Annotated in this window: 14 protein-coding genes and 1 pseudogene; 6 read left to right on the top strand and 9 right to left on the bottom strand. The window is 71.9% G+C overall.

The features are described from left to right. The 5 genes from C6N31_RS36145 to C6N31_RS36165 all read right to left on the bottom strand — a co-directional run. Positions 1–2,156 (bottom strand): N-acetylmuramoyl-L-alanine amidase (locus C6N31_RS36145; protein WP_198359111.1); only part of this gene is annotated, 2,156 nt, incomplete at its 3' end. 531 nt (positions 2,157–2,687) lie between these two features. Further along, positions 2,688–3,689 carry a TolB family protein gene (locus C6N31_RS36150; protein WP_138351375.1) on the bottom strand — a complete coding sequence of 334 codons (1,002 nt, stop codon included), beginning with the start codon at positions 3,687–3,689 and terminating at the stop codon, positions 2,688–2,690. Next, positions 3,686–5,047: an MFS transporter gene (locus tag C6N31_RS36155; RefSeq protein WP_138351374.1), complete on the bottom strand. Its 1,362-nt coding sequence runs from the start codon at positions 5,045–5,047 to the stop codon at positions 3,686–3,688. The genes C6N31_RS36150 and C6N31_RS36155 overlap by 4 nt, the downstream gene beginning before the upstream one ends. 3 nt (positions 5,048–5,050) lie before the next feature. Beyond that, a complete protein-coding gene (locus tag C6N31_RS36160) occupies positions 5,051–6,466 on the bottom strand; it encodes an alkaline phosphatase PhoX (RefSeq protein ID WP_138351373.1) in 1,416 nt (471 codons plus the stop codon). Positions 6,467–6,541: 75 nt separating this feature from the next. Continuing rightward, entirely contained in the window at positions 6,542–8,131 is a 1,590-nt protein-coding gene (locus C6N31_RS36165) for a discoidin domain-containing protein (protein WP_244808975.1), read from the bottom strand. Positions 8,132–8,435: 304 nt separating this feature from the next. On the opposite strand from C6N31_RS36165, the gene cas3g reads away from it, so the two are divergent. Then, complete coding sequence (gene cas3g, locus C6N31_RS36170) at positions 8,436–11,342, top strand: type I-G CRISPR-associated helicase/endonuclease Cas3g (RefSeq protein ID WP_198359112.1); 2,907 nt, start codon at positions 8,436–8,438, stop codon at positions 11,340–11,342. A 6-nt stretch (positions 11,343–11,348) separates the two neighbouring features. Here cas3g and C6N31_RS36175 read toward each other — a convergent pair whose 3' ends face one another. Continuing rightward, positions 11,349–11,807 carry a helix-turn-helix domain-containing protein gene (locus C6N31_RS36175; RefSeq protein WP_198359113.1) on the bottom strand — a complete coding sequence of 153 codons (459 nt, stop codon included), beginning with the start codon at positions 11,805–11,807 and terminating at the stop codon, positions 11,349–11,351. A gap of 148 nt (positions 11,808–11,955) precedes the next feature. Next, positions 11,956–12,855: a transcriptional regulator CynR gene (gene cynR / locus C6N31_RS36180; protein WP_138351370.1), complete on the bottom strand. Its 900-nt coding sequence runs from the start codon at positions 12,853–12,855 to the stop codon at positions 11,956–11,958. A 126-nt stretch (positions 12,856–12,981) separates the two neighbouring features. On the opposite strand from cynR, the gene C6N31_RS36185 reads away from it, so the two are divergent. Together C6N31_RS36185 and cynS are read left to right on the top strand one after the other, a co-directional pair. After that, positions 12,982–13,587, top strand: a complete 606-nt coding sequence (locus tag C6N31_RS36185; protein WP_138351369.1) for a carbonic anhydrase — start codon at positions 12,982–12,984, stop codon at positions 13,585–13,587. 50 nt (positions 13,588–13,637) lie between these two features. Beyond that, positions 13,638–14,108, top strand: coding sequence for a cyanase (gene cynS / locus C6N31_RS36190; protein WP_138351368.1), 471 nt, complete (start codon positions 13,638–13,640; stop codon positions 14,106–14,108). Positions 14,109–14,147: 39 nt separating this feature from the next. On the opposite strand, the pseudogene C6N31_RS36195 reads toward cynS, so the two are convergent. After that, a pseudogene (locus C6N31_RS36195) lies at positions 14,148–14,773 on the bottom strand (NADPH-dependent FMN reductase). Between the two features lie 146 nt (positions 14,774–14,919). On the opposite strand from C6N31_RS36195, the gene C6N31_RS36200 reads away from it, so the two are divergent. Further along, positions 14,920–15,774: a helix-turn-helix domain-containing protein gene (locus C6N31_RS36200; RefSeq protein ID WP_138351366.1), complete on the top strand. Its 855-nt coding sequence runs from the start codon at positions 14,920–14,922 to the stop codon at positions 15,772–15,774. Positions 15,775–15,821: 47 nt separating this feature from the next. Here C6N31_RS36200 and C6N31_RS36205 read toward each other — a convergent pair whose 3' ends face one another. After that, positions 15,822–16,214, bottom strand: a complete 393-nt coding sequence (locus C6N31_RS36205) for a cupin domain-containing protein (protein ID WP_138351365.1) — start codon at positions 16,212–16,214, stop codon at positions 15,822–15,824. Between the two features lie 134 nt (positions 16,215–16,348). On the opposite strand from C6N31_RS36205, the gene C6N31_RS36210 reads away from it, so the two are divergent. Beyond that, positions 16,349–16,894 (top strand): DUF4232 domain-containing protein, encoded by a 546-nt coding sequence (locus tag C6N31_RS36210; protein WP_138351364.1) that lies wholly within the window; start codon positions 16,349–16,351, stop codon positions 16,892–16,894. 75 nt (positions 16,895–16,969) lie between these two features. Further along, a complete protein-coding gene (locus C6N31_RS36215; RefSeq protein WP_138351363.1) occupies positions 16,970–17,188 on the top strand; it encodes a hypothetical protein in 219 nt (72 codons plus the stop codon). Positions 17,189–17,376 lie beyond the last annotated feature (188 nt).

A 17,376-nucleotide genomic window follows, 5' to 3' on the forward strand; every position in this document is an offset into this window, starting at 1 on the left:
GGAGCCTTCGCCGCACCCAGCCCCGACCGCGTGTCGAGCACCCGCGTCGGACCGGTCGGCGTGTACGTGCCCGTCGGGGGCTTGGCCGCCTCGACGGTGGTGACATCACTCGCCTTCACGAAGGCGATGCGGTGGTTGTAGCGGATCGGGTAGTACGTCGTCGTGCCGACGACCAGGGTGTGGTCCCCGGGCGCGTCCATGTTGACGTTCTGCGCGTAGAAGAAGTCGCTCGCGATCGGCGCGTCGGCGACATAGGCCTGGCCGGCCGGCATGGTGTAGCTGGTCGCCACGACCTGCTGCTTGGGGTCCTTGCCGACGGCGGAGAGGACGGCCGGGTACGCGGACTCCTCCGGGTAGGAGCGGCCGTAGACCGGTACGGCGGCGCTGCCGGCGGGGGTGACGACCTTCTGCGCGGTGCGGCTGTTGGCGACGGCGTTCTGTCCGCCGGGGTTGAAGAACCACGCCTTCTGGCCCGCGTACCAGATCGCCGTCCAGTCGCCCTGGACATCGGCGACGATGAAGGTCTGGCCGGAGACCGCCTTGTCCGTCCAGTCGGCTCCCTGGATGGTCCCCGTGGCCCCCTTCTTGGCGACGAGAGCGTCCTTGATCAAGGCCGCGGAAGCGGACGGGGAGGTCCGCAGATAGACGAAGTTCGCCGGACGTGCCGGGCACGGGCTCGTGGACGTCTTGCCGTCGCAACCGGTCACCACGGGCTGGTTCGCCGTGGTGAAGGGCGGAGCGATGGTGATCTCCCCGCCGACGATCGGAGCGCCGTTGCCGCCGAGCGGGGCGCCGAGCAGATCCATGTAGTGCGACCAGTCCCAGTACGTACCGGGGTCGTAGTGCATGCCCGCCACGTAGTCGTCCGTCGGGCCGGTGACATCGTCGTGGCCGATGATGTGCTGCCGGTCGAGCGGGATGTTGAAGCGGGCCGCCAGGTAGCGCACGAGTGCCGCCGAGGACTCGTACTGCGCCTCGGTGTACCAGCTCGCGTTCGTGAGGGCGAAGCCCTCGTGCTCGACGCCGAGGCTGTGCATGTTCAGCACCTTGCTGCCGGCGTGCCACGCCTCGTCCTTGGTGGGCACCACCTGTGACACCAGGCCGTCCTTCGCGCGGACCAGGTAGTTCGCGCTGACGTAGGAGGTCGGGTTCTGGAAGATGTTGACGGCGGAGCTGTAGTCGCTCTCGGTGTCATGGATGACGATGTAGCGGATCGTCTGGCCGTCGGCCGGCCGGTTGGCCTTGTCGTAGTTGCCGTAGACGGCCGGGTCCGCGGCGTTCGTCCCCTGGTAGGCGGCCGGGACGACGTCGCACACCAGACCCGAGGGGCACTCCGCCGCGGCGGCGGCCTTCGCTCCCGCGGCCTTGGCCGTGCGGGTGGGCGCCGGGGCCGCCGGGACGACCGAGGGGGCGGCGGCCAGCGTGACCTGCTGGCCGTCCGCGGTGGTGCGGGTGGCGCCGGTGCGGATGGTCGCGAAGACCCGGTCGGCGAACTGGTTCGCGGCGGCGGTGTCCGGGGACTGGGTGTAGCGCGCGACGGCGTCGTACCACTGGCCCGGGTCGGCGGCGAGCTTCCCGTGCGCCTGCTTCTCGTAGGAGGCGAGCAGGGCCGCACCGCCGCGGACGCTCTCCCGCGGATCGGTGCGGAGCGCCTTGGCGGGCTCGTCGATCAGCGCGGCGGCGGCGTCCAGGGTGTGCAGCGCCGGATCCGACGTCCGGACGGAGCCGACGGCGGCGAGCGCCGCCTTGTCCGGACGGAACCGCTGTGCGGCGCTTGCGCCGCCTTCGCCCCGCTGGTTCAGATCCGCGCGGCGCTCGCTGTCGGTGCGGGCCGGTACGGCCGACGCGTCGACCTGCGTGAGGCCCATGACATTGAAGTTGCCCGTGGCGCTCGGTGCGCCCTGGTGCGATTCCCAGCGCGTCTGGTGGTACGACACGGCGAGCAGCACGCTCTCGGGTACCTGGAACTCCGCGGCGGCGGCGCTGAAGTCCGCCTGCAACGCACGCGACGCACCGGCGGGCGAGGCCGCCTGCCCGTGGCCTGCCGGGGATGCGGAGGCGTACGCTCCGACCGCCAGCGCCGAGACCGCGACCGCCGCGGTGATACCGGTGACTACCCGCGACCGTGACCGGCCGTGTCTTCCCCGCACTGGCATGCTCCCACTGTGTAAGTAACGTCCGGGCGATTCCGGGCCGGGCCGAGCGACAAGGTCTCAGGCCCGGGGACGACTCGCCTTCCGCGCCGACGCTAGCAGGCGGCCGGCAACGTGAGCGGCGGGCGTCGCCCCATGTCCGTTTTCGGGGTGGAGCGGCCGACCGGACTCCCGGAATCCGCCGGGTGGGGGCCGTGTCAGGTGCAGATGCATCTCACTCTGTGGCAGCGGGGACAGACGACACGTCTCCTGACGTCAACGGCCGGCTCCGGTTCCATAACGCGCTCCTGACTCTCCAGCACCGCCACGGCTGTGCCCGGCAGGCTCGTTGTGCTCACTCCTTTAGACGCTTGAGCAGCGGTCTGGGTTCGCCTTTGACGCAACTTCGTGACAGCGCTTGCTCGATGGGCCGCCGTACGCCCGCTCTTGGGAGCCCTCGTCCGAGTTGTACCCCCACTCAGGTTTCGCACAGTGAAGGCGCGGTGGCCGTCGGAATGCTCACGACGGCCACCGTCCGTGCCCGGAACCCTTCCTTCAGCGACTTGGTGACGCTGCGTCGACAATGAGTTCACGGGGTTGTCCGGTCCCGTCGGACGGGACGGCCCAGACGTCGGAGCCGCCCTTGCCCCGCGATCTGGCGTACATGACGGTGTGCTCGTCGAACCACGCGGCCTGGTCGTCGATGCTCGCCGTCTCGGCGAGCGGGGTCTCCAGCATCGTCGCCAGGTCGAGCACGTGGAGCCGCCAGGGCCGCGCCGCGTCGGAGTAGACCCGCTTCTTGAACACCACCCGGGTGCCGTCCGGCGACAGGGAAGGGCACTCGGCGTTCTCACGCAGCGTGTGCGCCTCCCACTTCCCGTAGTCGCCCTGGACGAGGTACGTCTTCCCCTTCGTCGTCACGGTCGCGTAGAAGCGGTTGTCGTCCGCCGCGAAGGTCACCCCCCAGAAGTTGACGTCGGACGCGCGGTAGCGGCGGCCGTCGATGAACAACGGGATGTCCTCGATGTTCAGCACCGCGTAGCCGGTACGGGTATCGAGGATTCCGGTCCAGGTGGAGAAGCCGCCCGTGTTGTAGGAGTCCCCCTGGACGAACACCGTCCAGGAGACCATGCGCCCGCTGGGCGAGACCCGGGCGCGGTTGGGGATGCCCGACAGCTTCACCCGGCGGACCTCGCGCAGTTGACGGTCGACGATCAGCGCGTACGTCCTGGGCACGGCGCCGGTGCTGGTGACGAGGCAGACGCCGGTGCCCGCCGCGCTGTAGAACCGCTCGCAGCCCAGCCCGCTGACCGTACGGGGAGCGCCGGCCGTGTCGGCCGGCACGGCCGCGATGTTGCCGTGGCCGGCCCCGGGAGCGGTGTTCCGGAACAGCAGTTGGCCGGGGCGGGCGGTGTCGATCGGCTCGCCGTGGACGGCGGGGACCGCCTCGCGCTTTGCCGCGTGGACGCTGTAGCCGACCCCGAGCCCGGCCAGCACCAGCAGGGCGACCACCGGTGCGAGCAGCCGGAAGCGGGCGTGCTGCCGGAATGCGGTCATGCGATCGTCTCCTCGTCGTACGCCCGGGCGTTGGGTGATGCGGTGCCAGGTGCACGGTCGTCGGGTGCTTCGGTGCCGCCGGAGGAGTCGGTGTCGTCGGTCCGGGCGTCGTCCGTCGGGAAGCCGAACCTGGCCACCAGGAGGCACACCGCCAGCCCGGTCGCCATCACCGCGAGCCCGGTGCGCGGACCCCATGCCGTCCAGGCAGCGCCGAGGATGATCGAGGACACCACCCGGGCACCCGCCTGACCGGTCTGCAGCAGTGCCATCCCGCTCGTCCGCAGCCCGGCGGGCAGCATCGGTCCTGCCGCGGCCATCAGCACGCCGTCGGTCGCGGCGTAGAACACCCCGTGCAGCAGGAGCGCCGGGATGAGGACGAAGAGTCCGCCGGCGGGTCCGAGCAGCATCGCGTACGCGCCGAGCAGCGCCACATGGCCGCCGAGGAACATCCGGAACCTGCCGGTACGGTCCGCCATCCGGCCGAGCGGCACGGCGAGCAGGAGGTAGGCGCCGGTGGTGCCGAGCGGCAGCAGCGGGAAGTACTCCGGGGCGATCCCCAACCGCCGTTGCAGCAGCAGGTAGATGAAGGAGTCGCTGACCGTGACGAGACCCAGGGCGGCGGTCAGGACGCAGGTGCGGCGGAACGCGGCCGCGCGCAGCAGTCCGAACGCGGCGCGCAGCGCGGGCTCCCGCCGGTCCGGGGGTGGATCCTGCCGGTCCCGGACGAGTGAGACGAGCAGCACCACACCGAGCGCGGCGACGCAGAAGCTGACGACGAACACCGCGTCGTAGGCGGTGCCGGTCGCGGCGAGGACCGCGAAGGCCGCGAGCGGGCCGATGAAGGCGCCGACGGTGTCCATCGCCCGGTGCACACCGAAGGCGAGTCCGAGGGCCTGCGGTGGCGTACTGAGGGAGATGAGCGCGTCCCGAGGGGCGGTGCGCAGGCCCTTGCCCGCCCGGTCGGCGGCCACCACCGCGCCGAGGGCGCCCACCGAGCTCCCCGCGGCCAGCAGGCCGAGTTTGCACACCGCCGACAGCCCGTAGCCGATCCCGGCGACCAGTTTGCGGCGCTGACGGCGGTCGGCGAGATGGCCGCCGACCAGCCGTACGAGGACGGTGGCGCCGGAGTACAGGCTGTCGAACATGCCGAACGCGAGCGGGCTCAGGCCCAGTTGGAGGACCAGGTAGAGCGGCAGTACCGCACTGACCATCTCCGAGGAGACATCGGTGACCATGCTGACGGCGCCGAGTGCGACCACGTTGGCGGGGACCGTACGCAGCAGCCCGGCCCGGCGCCCCGGGCGGAGGCCCGGGGCGCCGTCGGCGGCACTGGTGCTGCTGCTCGCCGAGATGTACATCGGCTACTTCCACCCGCTGATGTCGAGCAGTACGCCGTAGCCGGTGACGTTGTACTGGACGATCACGTACAGATGGCGCCCGGTCGCGTCGAAGACGCCACCGGTGAACGAGCCCATCGGATCGTTGACGGTCGCCACCCGGATACAGCCGTCGCTCTGCAGGTCGGGGTCGGACCCGTCCGGCAGACAACTCCACAGGTCGTTGCCGTGGAAGCCCTGCAGATCGCTCTCGGTGTCACCGTCCTCGTGCACGACCCAGGTGCCGCGGCCCGGCCGGAAGGCCAGGTTGTCGGGCATGTTGACCGCCGGACTGCCCGGGACGAACAACTGGATCTGCGGGATCGCCGCGTTGGTGGTGGCGGCGGCCACCGTCCCGTCGGTCAGGCACACCGACTCGCCCCAGTTCTGCGCCTCGTCCTCGTTTCCCGTCTCGTTGACGCAGGCGCGGACCTGCCCGGCGGCGAGCGCGGTCCCGTCCAGGTCCATGTCCTCCGGCCGGTACAGGCCGGTCAGATGGAGCGCGGCGGTGGCTCCGGTCAGGTCGGGGTCGGTGCGGTCGGGGACGGGGATCCAGGCGCCCTGGCCGGTCTGGGTGCCCTGCCCGTAGTCCCGGCCGCCTTCGTACCGGCCCAGTCGGAGCCCGTAGACCCGGCCGGACGCGAACGGCGACTCGCTCAGCCGGTGGATGGGGCCGACGCCCGCCGCCCGCGGCTTGTCCGGTACGAACTTGAACAGCGCGCCGCCGGGCGCGCCCTTGTCGGGACGGTTCTCGTCGGCGTAGTAGAGCAGGCCGTTGGGCAGCACCGAGATGCCCTCGTAGGACATCCGGCCGACGCCGGGCCGGACGGTGAGGTTCGCCGCCCCGGTGCCGCCGCTGAAGCGGCCGGTGGACCGGTCGAGCGTCACTCCGGTGGTGTGCAGCGGGTCGATCAGCTCGTAGAGCCGGCCGCCCTCGGGGCCGCCACCGGTCTCCTCCCCGATGACGATCGTTCCCCAGGCGGTGCGCCGCACGGGGTCGCAAGCCTCGGTGCCGGTCAGGATCGTCTGGGACCTGCCGGTCGCCAGCTCCGTGCGCAGCAGTCCCGGCTTGTCCGGGTCGCTCTCGTTGCAGCTGATGAGCCATCGCGGGTCGGAGTCGCTGGGCCACAGCGCGCCCTGATCGGTCGTCAGCGGCAGCCGGGCGTTGACCACTCGCGTGTGCAGGCTCTTGGCGAGGGTGACCAGTCGCTCCGGGTGGGCCAGCGCCTCCGCCTTGCTGATGGCCCGGTTCGACGAGTGCGCCAGGTCGCCGGTGACGCCGTGCGGATTGCCGCGGCCGGCGGCTTCGGCCCGGTCCGGCACGGAGCCGGCGAAGATCGCACCGGCTCCGGCCGTCAGGGCCACCATGGCGGCGGCGAGCGCCGTCAGGTGTCGTTTCACGAGTTGTCTCCTTGTTCCACGGCGTTCGCCGTGCGTTGAGCGCGAGCGTGGGTCGGTGGCGGGTGACGGGACCTGTCAGTGGCAGGTGACGGGACCGAAGGTGTCGAGCACCGAGCCGTTGTCGCGGATCAGCTGCCCGGTGTACGTGGTCGGAGTGAGGGTCAGCTTCAGGACGGCCTTGACGTCGGTGATCCGCTTCTGGCTGTTGGGCTGCGCGCTCTCGAAGCCGTAGCTGTCGGCGCCGCCGGTGCCCACGATCAGTTCCCGTACGCCCGCCGGGTCGGCGCCGCCCGTCGCGTTCTGCGGTGCGAAGCGCTCGTAGAGGTGGTCGTGGCCGTTCAGGATGAGGTCGGCGCCGTGGGCGCGCAGGATCTGCCAGACGGGCTTGCTGACCATGTCGGCCTGCGGCCCGGAGCTGTACAGCGGGCGGTGCCAGTACGCGGCGACGCAGCCGTTGGTGTTCTTGGTGAGGTCCGCCTCCAGCCACTTGCCCTGCGCGGAGGTGGCGGACATGGAGGTCTCGGTGTCGAGCGCCACGAAGTGCCAGCCGCCCCGGTCCCAGCTGTAGTAGGTCTTGCCGTCGGGGGTGGCGCGGCTGCCGAAGTACCCCTTGTAGCCGGCCGCCGGGGTGCTGTCGTCGTACTCGTGGTTGCCGGTCGACGGATGGGTCTTGTTGAGGAACCGGCCCCAGGTCGTCCCGTAGTACTTCTTGAAGTCGCTGAGGCTGCCGGTGTCGTACTGGTTGTCCCCGAGGGTGAGGACCTCGTCGGGATTGATGGCCTCGACGCGCTTGGCGGTGTTCTCCGCCCCGCAGTTGTTGCCCGCGGCGCAGCCGGGATCGGCGATGTCACCCGCGGCGACGACCGTGAACGAGGTCGAGCTCTGACCGGGTGTGCCGGTCACCGGTGCGCTCGCGGCGGAGACGTTGCCCGCCGCGTCCACGGCGTTGACGGTGTAGGTGTAGGCCGTCCCCTGGGTGCGGCCGGTATCGGTGTACGTGGTGCCGGTCGCGGTCGCGACGACCGCGCCGTCCCGTGTCACCTGGTAGCCGGTGACACCGACGTCGTCGGTGGACGCGTCCCAGGCGAGGGAGACGGACGTGGCGGTCGTGCCGGTGACGCGCGGGTTCCCGGGCGCGGTCGGCGCGGTGGTGTCCGGGCCGCCGGCCGGGCCGTACACCTCGAACTCCTTGAGGGAGTACCCGTATGCGGTGCCGCGGGCGGTGCCGTACACGCGGACGTAGCGGCCGGCGGTGGCGGCCGGCAGGGCCACCTCGTCGATGCCGCCGTCACCGGTGGTCGTCGAGTACGCCTTGGTCCAGGCGGAGCCGTCGGGCGAGACCTCGACGCGGTACGCCTTGCCGTAGGCGGCCTCCCAGTCGAGGTGTACGCGGGTGAGGGTGTGGGCGGCGCCGAGGTCGACGCGGATCCACTGCGGGTCGAGCCCCTCCTCGCTGGCCCAGCGGGTGGCGGTGTTGCCGTCCACCGCCTTGGCCGCGTTGAGGGACGAGCTCTCGTCGGACGACGAGAGGGCCGGCCTGCCGCGGGACAGCAGCACGTCGCCGGCCGCGAATCCGGACGACGAGGCCGACAGGGTGATGAGCAGGGCGAGAGCCGCCACCAGGCCGTACAGACGGCGATGGCGGGCGGGCAGGAGCAAGGACACGACTGCCTCCGGGCGTGGGAGATCGATCGCGGAGCCCGGCTGCACCGGGACATCGCGAGGCCCACGGCCGGGGCAGATCTCTCACTGAGCGCGTCACATCCGGGGATGCCGCGCCAAGCCGCGTGCAGCGAGAGTGGCAAAGGTCCCGGTGGCCGTCAATAGACGTTAGTAAAGTTTCCTAACTTGTAATTCCGAGCAACTCTCCGTTCACTCCCCTCACATCGCCTCCGCGGCCGGCTCGACCTTCACAAGCCCCGGTGCCGCCTGCGAAACTGGGCGCCGACACCTGAGGAGCGTCCGATCCATGCTGGAACTCGAACCGGAGCCGGGCGACTTCACCGCCTTCTGCCGCGAGATTCACGGGTACGAGCCCTTTCCCTGGCAGACGGCACTGGTGGACCGGGTAGTGAAGGACGGCTGGCCGCGCGCCGTCTCGGTGCCGACCGGACTCGGCAAGACCTGCGTCCTCGACCTCGCGGTGTTCACTGCGGCCTTGGAGCGCGGCCGGCCCGTCAACGGCGCGGGCCCTTCCCGGGCACCGCTGCGGATCTTCTACGTCGTGGACCGGCGGTTGGCCGCCGACGAGGTGTACGACCACGCGGCGCGGCTCGCCCGGGCGCTGCGGTCGGCGCTGTCGGATCCGTACGCCGACCGACCGGCAGCACCGACGGTTCCGGTGGTACCCACGGTCCCGGTGGGCACGGCCACCGGACGGGTCGCGCGGGCGCTGTGGCGCGAGGGCGACACCGATGTGCTGGAGGCGACCCGGATGCGGGGCGGGGTGACCTGGTCCGCGAACTGGGTGGAGCGCCCGGACCGGCTCGCCGTGGTGGTCGGCACGATCGACCAGGTGGGCAGCCGCCTGCTCTTCCGCGGCTCCGGCACCGGCACCCGGCGCCGGTCGATCGACGCCGCCCTGACCGGCACCGACTCACTGATCGTCCTCGACGAGGCGCACGGGTCCGAGGAGTTCGCGGCCGGAGTCCGCGCCGCCTTCGCGCTGGACGGGACGCCCGGGGAACTGCGCCCCGTCCTGGTGACCATGTCGGCGGTCGCCGGGCTTGGGAGCGCCGACGCGCACGGCATCACCGGTGACGACGAGCGTCATCCGGTGGCGGGTCCGCGGCTGCGGTCGGCCAAGCGGCTCCATCCCGTCGAGGTCGGCACGGACGCGGATAGCCGGGATCGGTCGATGGCCGCCTCCCTCGCCGCGTGGGCGCAGCGGCCGGCCGCCGACGGCCAGGTCGTCGGGGTCGTCTGCAACACGCTCGGTCGGGCCCGGGCCGTCCTGGAGCTGCTGCCCGGCGAGAAGGTGCTGCTGACGGGGCGGAGCCGCGCCCTGGACCGGGAGTATCTGCGGGGCCGGTGGCACGACCGGACGAAGGCCGGCCACGAGTCCCGCGACGGCGGCCCGTTCCATGTGGTGACCACCCAGACCGTCGAGGTCGGCACCGATCTCGACTTCGACGCGCTGGTCACCGAAGCGGCCCCGCTCCCGGCGCTGATCCAGCGGCTGGGCCGGCTCAACCGCGTCGGGCGGCGCACCGACGCCCGCGCCGTCGTGGTCCACGGCACAGCGGACGTGCCCGGGCCGCACAGGGACGCGAGCGACGCCACCTGGCGCCTGCTGACCGGGCTCTGCCCGCCGGTCGTCACCGGCCCCGGCGAGACCCCCGAGCTCACCGGCCCCGGGCCGGCCGTCTCCCCCGCCGCGCTGCGCCGGTTGACGGCCGGCCTCGATGCCACGGAGTGGCAGGCGATGCGCGGATCCCCGCCGGTCAGAACTCCCGTGCACGCGGCAGCGCTGGACGCCTGGGTGCGCACCGAACCGGCGCCGGACGCCGACGAGCCGGTCGCCCCGTATCTGCACGGCATCGGCGCGGACGCCCGCCCTGTCGTCAGCGTCGCGTGGCGGACCCGCGAGGCGGGCCTGACCGCCGAGGAATGGCGCAATACGGTGAACCTGTTCCCGCCGGCCGCCGAGGAGAGCATCGAACTGCCGCTGCACGCCGTACGGCGGTGGCTGACCGGCAGCCCGGACGCCGACGCGATCTCCGACGACGACGCGTTTCCCGGGCCGGGCGAGGAGCCCTCGGACGGCCCGTCAGACGGCGGGTCCGGTTTGGAGATCCTCCGGTACCGGTTCGACGCGGCCACCGCGATCGTCACGCCCGACGACATCGAGGCCGACGATCTCATCGTCCTGCCGACGGAATTCGGCGGGTGTGACGCGTACGGCTGGAACCCCGCCTCCACCGATCCGGTCGTTGACATCGCGGACCTGGTGGGCGGCGGGGACGGCCGGGCCGGCGTCCGGATCGGCCCGGACCTGGCCACCGCCGTGCGTGTCCACGACCCCGCGCTCGCCTCCCGGGTGGACCAGCTGGTCACGGACATCGCCGCCGACACCGCACCCTTCACCGCCGAACAGCAGGCCCGCTACCGCGGCCGGTTCGCCGAACTGGCCGGCAGCGCGCCCGGCGACGTCCCGCACCTCAGGGTGTTCAGCGCCCTGGCCCGCGGAGGCCGCCTCCTCACCGTCAACGGCCTCCGGTTGTTCGTCGCCGGCCAGGCCCCCCTCAACGGACCCTCCACGGCCGGTCTGCCGCAAACCCTCGCCGAACACCAGGCCGAGGTGTCCGCGGCCGCCGGACTCTACGCCCGCAACCTTCACCTGGACGGCCGTACGGTCGCCGCCGTCGCCCTCGCGGCCGCCCTGCACGACGAGGGCAAACGGGATCCGCGCTTCCAGACGATGCTGCACGGCGGGGACGAGGACGCCGCCCTCGCCGCACCGGAGCCGCTCGCCAAGTCCGGTACGGACCCGGCCGACCGGGCCGGGTCCGGGACGGCCCGGCGGGCCTCCGGCTATCCGCAGGGGATGCGGCACGAAGCGCTCTCGGCCCGCATCGCCGCACTGCACGCGGCCGGCCGCGACGACATCGACACGGACCTGGTCATCCATCTGGTCGCGTCCCACCACGGGTTCGCCCGGCCGCTGCTCCCGCCGGTCGTCGACCCGGACCCCCGGCACCTCCGTCTGACCATCGCGGGCCAGGAGGTGGTCCTGGGCACCGCCGAGACCGTGGACCGGGCGGGGCCCGCCCGGTTCGAAGCCCTCAACCGCAGGTACGGGCGCTGGGGGCTGGCCCGCCTGGAGGCGCTGGTCCGGCTCGCCGACGTCTACTGCTCCATCCAGCGGGAGATCTGACGGAGCCTAGAACAGCTTCTGGCCGGTGGACCGCCACCGCTCTCCGAACGGCTCGGCCAGCCCGTCCTGGGCCAGCACCTTGAGGTGCTTGAGGATGGTGCGCGACTGGTAGCCGACGGCCGTGCACAGCTCCTCGACCGTGATCCCGCCGTCCCCGGCGGACTGCACCTCCTGCCAGGTACGCGCCGCATGATGACCGAGACCGCCGTCCGGCACCGGATCGGAGGCTCTGGGTACGTCCGGCTTCGCGGACTTCGCGGACTTCGCGGACTTCGCGGACTTCGCGGTCTGCGGGGCCTGGGCCACCGGGGAGGTCTCCGGGATGCGCGTGCCGCCCTGCTCCGCATCGGGAACCACCCGTCCGGCGGCCGGGGTCCGGGGCGCCGCCGGCGGCCGCGCGGGGCCGGCCGGACGGGGGTTGCGGTTGACCGTCCGGTGCCTACGGCCCTTTTGGTGCTTGCTCATCGTGTCGTCCTGTTCTGAGGGATACCACTGGCGTGGAAATGTGGTGTGGGCCTCTCACCTCAGGAAACGATCACAACGACAGCAGGTCACCCCCGGCCTTCGCCGCCCTGACGAGTCGTCCGCCGGCCGGCCGCGACCCGTGCCCGTGTCAGGCGGGGGCGTAGCCGCGGGTGGCGGCCCATTGGTGGGTGAGGTCGGCGAACGCGCGGGCGGCGGCGCTCTCGTAGGCGGTCTCGCGGCGCAGCAGGGTGACCGTTCGGGCGGGCAGCGGTGGAGCCAGGGCGACGGGGTGCAGATGGGGGTGGTCGCGGGTGATGGCGTCAGGCAGCACCGTGGCCAGTGGTGTGTGCCGGACGATCTCGGTGAGCGCGTTGACGGAGTCCGCCTCCATGGCGACGTGCGGCTGCACCTGGTGCGCGGCGAGATACGCGTCGATGTGGCCGCGGGTGACGAAGCCGCTGGTGAGCAGCGCCAGAGGGTGACCGTGAAGTTTCCCCACCGGCAACGGGCGCTTCCGGCCGGCGTAGGGATGGGCGGTGCCGACGACGAGGCTCAGGGTCTCGGTGAAGAGCGCGGTGGCCTCGATGCCCGGCAGGTGTTGGCCGCTGAAGCCGATGCCCAGGTCGAGCTCGTCGGCCAGCAGCCGGGCTTCGACACGGTCCTGGGCGTCCTCCTGGATGTCCAGGGTGATGCCGGGGTGGCGGGTGTAGAAGTCCCCGGTCAGCGGGCCGACGAGGTAGGCGGTGAAGGTCGGGGTCATGGCCAGCCGCAGGGTGCCGGACGAGAGGTCCTGGACGTCCAGAACTGCGCGTTCCGCGGCGGCCAGGTCGCGCAGGGCGCGGCGGGCGTAGTGGACGTAGGTCCGGCCGGCGTCGGTCAGCCGGACGGTGCGCCCGGTCCGGTCCAGCAGCTGCACCTTCAAGGAGCGTTCCAGCTGCTTGATCTGCTGGGAGAGCGTCGGCTGGGAGATGTGCAGGGCCTCGGCCGCGCGCGTGAAGTTGGCGTGTTCGGCGACGGCGAGCAGATAGCGCAGATGCCGTAGTTCCAAGGCCGCCTCCCGCTATAGATGACAGCAATCGCTGTCATGACTTCTCCGTCTTGGACACTATAGGCACTGGTCACGCAGGGTGGAGCACGTCGGCCTCCACCGACACCCTCACCGAAGAGAGTGACCATGCGCGATATCGCCGAGGGAGTCCAGCGCTTCCAGCGGGACGTCTTCCCCGCCCGGGCGGGGCTCTTCGAGCACCTCGCCGCCACCCATCGGCCGACCGCCCTGTTCATCGGCTGTTCCGACGCCAGGGTGGTCCCCGAGCTGATCACCCAGCGCGAGCCGGGTGAGCTGTTCGTCATCAGGACCGCCGGCAACCTCGTCCCCGCCCGCGGCGCCGGCGCGGACGGTGTGGCGGCCAGCATCGAGTACGCCATCGGTGTCCTGGGCGTCAGCGACATCATCGTCTGCGGCCATTCCGCCTGCGGTGCGATGACCGCGCTCGCCGAGGGCCGGGACCTGACCGCGCTGCCCGCCATCGCCGACTGGCTGCGGTACGCCGACGCCTCCCCGGCCCGCGCGGCCGCGGCGGACGGCGGGGACGCGGTCGCCGCCCTGATCCGCGACAACGTCCTCACGCAACTCGCGCATCTCGCCACTCATCCCAGCGTCGCCCGCGCACTGGACCGGCACACGGTCACCCTGCACGGCTGGGTCTACGACATCGGCACCGGTGCCGTCGAGGAACTCGACACCGCGAGCGGCCGCTTCACCGCACTCGCCGGCTGACGACCCCGTCGGCCGGCCATCACTCACACCGCACTCCGGAAGGAACTCCCATGATCCAGGCCCAGTTCGACCCGCAGGCCCGCGAGCAGCTCGCGATCCAGGTCGTCGACGCCAAGATGCGCAAGGACCTCAGCTGGCAGGAGCTGGCCGATGTCACCGGTCTGTCGGTGGCCTTCGTGACGGCCGCGCTGCTCGGCCAGCATCCGCTGCCGGCCGAAGCCGCCGACGCCGTCACCGGGCTCCTCGGCCTGGACGAGGACGCCTCCCTGCTGCTGCAGACGATCCCCTTGCGCGGCTCCGCCCCGGGCGGCGTCCCCACCGATCCGACGATCTACCGCTTCCATGAGATGCTCCAGGTCTACGGCACCACGCTCAAGGCGCTGATCCACGAGCAGTTCGGCGACGGCATCATCAGCGCGATCAACTTCCGGCTCGATGTGCGGAAGGTCGAGGACCCCGACGGCGGCTCCCGGGCCGTCATCACCCTCGACGGCAAGTACCTGCCGACGAAGCCGTTCTGATCCGGCCCCGGCCCGCCGGACCGGGGCGCCGCGCGGGACTCAGGCCGCGGCGGGGTACGGCCGGTCGCGCCGGGCGTCGTGCAGGACCGATCCCCACCACAACAGCTGGTCCAGCAGCACCTTCGCGGCGGCGTCGGGTCCCTCGGGCTCCAGCAGGGTGCCGTCCGGGCCGAAGAGCAGGTAGTAGCGGGGGAAGGAGACGTAGTCGCGGACCGTGTGAGCCTGCAGTTCGTTGAACACCTGCCGCAGCTGTCGATGGCCAGCAGGCCGCCGCTCCCGCCGCTGTAGCCCACGAACCCGATCGGCTTGGCCTGCCACTGGGTGTAGTGCCAGTCGATCGCGGCCTTCAGCGAAGCCGGGAAACTGCGGTTGTAGTCGGGGGTCACCACGACGATCGCGTCGGCCTCCCCGAGCCGACGGGTGAGCTCCGCCATCTCGGCGGGCCGCGGGAGGGCCGGCTCCATCGCCGGTGGCACGGGCGGCAGTTCGAGCGGCAGCGGCGTATCGGCGAGATCGATGAGATCCACCTTGAACCGGCCGTGGAGCGCGGCTTGTTCGAAGAACCAGTTCGCCACCACGGGGCCGAACCGGCCTTCCCTGACGCTGCCGATGAGCACTGCGAGGTTGAGGGTCTGCTGGGTCCGGGTGTCGGTCGGTGCGGACATGTCGGTGCTCCCTGTCGTACGTCGTGAGGTGACCGAGCGGGTCACGGCTCCCAACCTGCCCGGCCGGCGGCCGGGCAGGAAGGCCGGGCCGAGGCTGGTAGCGACAGGGCCACGATCCCGGCGGCCGCGCCTGTTACGTTCGACGGGTGAGCGACAACGAGTTGGGCCTGTTCCTGCGCGTCCGCCGCGAGGGCGTCGCGCCCGGCGAAGTGGGGCTGCCCACCGGACCGCGCCGCCGCACCCCGGGGCTGCGCCGCTCCGAACTGGCGATGCTCGCGGGCGTCAGCGTCGAGTACGTGACCCGGCTCGAGCAGGGGCGCGACCGGCGGCCGTCCCCGCCGGTGCTCTCCGCGCTGGCCGACGCGCTCCGGCTGACCGCGAACGAACGCATCCACCTGTACCGGCTCACCAAGGGTGCCGAGGCCGGCTTCACCTGCCTGGCCGGTGCGCCGCCCGCCCGTACCGTGCGTCCTTCCGTGCAGGCACTGCTCGACCGTCTGGAGCCCGCTCCCGCCGTGCTGCTCAACCGGCTGAGCGACATCCTCGCCTGGACCTCGGGGTACGAGCGGCTGACCGGGCCCCTCGGCCTGCTGGACGGGGCTCCCCCGAACCTGGCCCGCTTCGTCTTCGCCGACGACCGGGCACGTACCGCGTATCCCGACTGGGAGCTCGTCGCCGACCAGCAGGTGGCCGCCCTCAAACAGGGTCCGTTCCGGGCGGACCCGCATGTCGCCGCGCTCGCCGACGAACTGACCGTCACCGCGGGGACCGTCTTCAGCGATCGTGTGGAGAGCCTGCCGGGCCTCCCGCGGTCCAACGGCGTCGAACGGCTGGTCCACCCCGAAGCGGGCGAACTGCGCCTGGCCTACGAGACACTCGACCTGGCCGCCGACGACGCCCAGCGCCTTGTCGTCCACCTCCCGGCGGACGACGCCACCTCCGCCGCCCTCGACCGCCTCACCGGCCGCCGGCCGGGCGCACTGCGCGCGGTCTCCGGCTGAGAACCGACCGAGGACCGACCGGAGTCAGGGTCGGCAACCTGCTGCCGTCAGCCGGACACCCGGGCGGAGTCGCTCTCCTCCATCACCTTGTAACCGGCGACCGAGGGCCAGCGGACGGTCAGCACGACGGACTCCTCCTCCGCGTACCAGGAGTGGTCGACGCCCCGGCCCCACACCACGTAGTCACCCTGCTCGGCGAGGAGCACACTCCGCCCGGGAAGCTCCACCCGGAACCGGCCCTTGATGAGGACCAGCAGAGCGGTACGTTCCTCCGCGGTGACCCAGACCGCCCGCTCGTCACCCGGCGGGTGGATGCCCCACTTGATCTCGACGTCCTCGCTGTGCCGGGGATCGGACCCGTCCTTGAAGTGACCGAGCAACCAGCCCTTGTCCAGTGCGGCGTCGACGCCCGCATTGCCCACATACACGCTGTCGTTCATGATTCCCGACGGTAGCAGCCGGCCGTTTCCGGCGCGGAAGCGGCCCTTGCGGGGGTTTACGCCGAACCGGTCGATGTCCCCGGTGATCGGCCTGACGGAGCGTAGCGGGGCGACGGCGGGGATAGGGAAGTGTCATGCGCACTCTGACGACACTCGCCCTCACATCCGCTCTTGTCCTCACCGCGGCCCCGGCCGCACTCGCCGGATCCGCCACGCCCGCCTCGCCCGCCGGACCCGCCGCACCCGCCGCACCCGAGAAGGTGCGTGCGTGCGCACCGGGGGACCTCTCCTTCACCGTCCATATGCTGCCGCCGATCGCGAGTGCGGTGGCGCTCGTGAGCGTGCAGAACCGGAGCGCGAGCAGATGCACCGTCAACCGCTTCCCGACGGTGACGTTCGGCGGCCTCGACGGTGAGGCCCGCACCGTCCCGGATTCGGCCGACGGCCCACGGGTCATCGCCGCACGCCGGAGCCAGTTCGCGGCGGTCAGGACCGACGACCGCAGCGCCCCGGCCCGGTACGCCCCGACCCTCACGGTGGCCGCCGACCCCGCGCACAGCGGGCTCACCTTCACGGCCGCCGGGATCGGCGCCCCGACTCCGGGCATCGCGGTCTACGACCCGGTCACCACCCTGTGGCACAACACCCGGGACGAAGCGCTGGCGGCCCTCGGGAACTGATGCGGCCGGCCCGCCGGTGACGATCCGGTTGCGGTGCCGGAGGTCGCGTTTCCGGTCCCCGGGCGAGTCGTTTGCGTGGGTATGCAGCACATGGAGAAGGAGGACCGGACGCCGCTCGTCGTCCGGTGGCTCAGCGCATACGGACCGGACGGCGCGGCGGACGAGGGCCTGTGGGGCGGGCGGCGCCACGAACCCCTGCCGCGGGTGGATCCGGCCGGGCGGGCGCGCGGGGCGATGGTCGGCTTCGCGGTCGTCACGGTCGCGGCGGCAGTGGCGTCGGTGCTCATCGGCTGAGCACCGACGCGGCCGTCCGCCGGAAGGGCGTCCGGTTGCTCCCGCATTGGCATTCCCGGCCGGCACACAGCGCACAATTTCAGAAATCGCATTGCCGGTCTTGCAAATGGCTTAAAGAAAACTTAAGGCCACTCCACATAAACCCGTGCAACGTCTTCGACACCGATCTGCGCTTCCTGGCGCACAAC

Source organism: Streptomyces fildesensis, assembly GCF_016107395.1.
Lineage (GTDB): Bacteria > Actinomycetota > Actinomycetes > Streptomycetales > Streptomycetaceae > Actinacidiphila > Actinacidiphila fildesensis.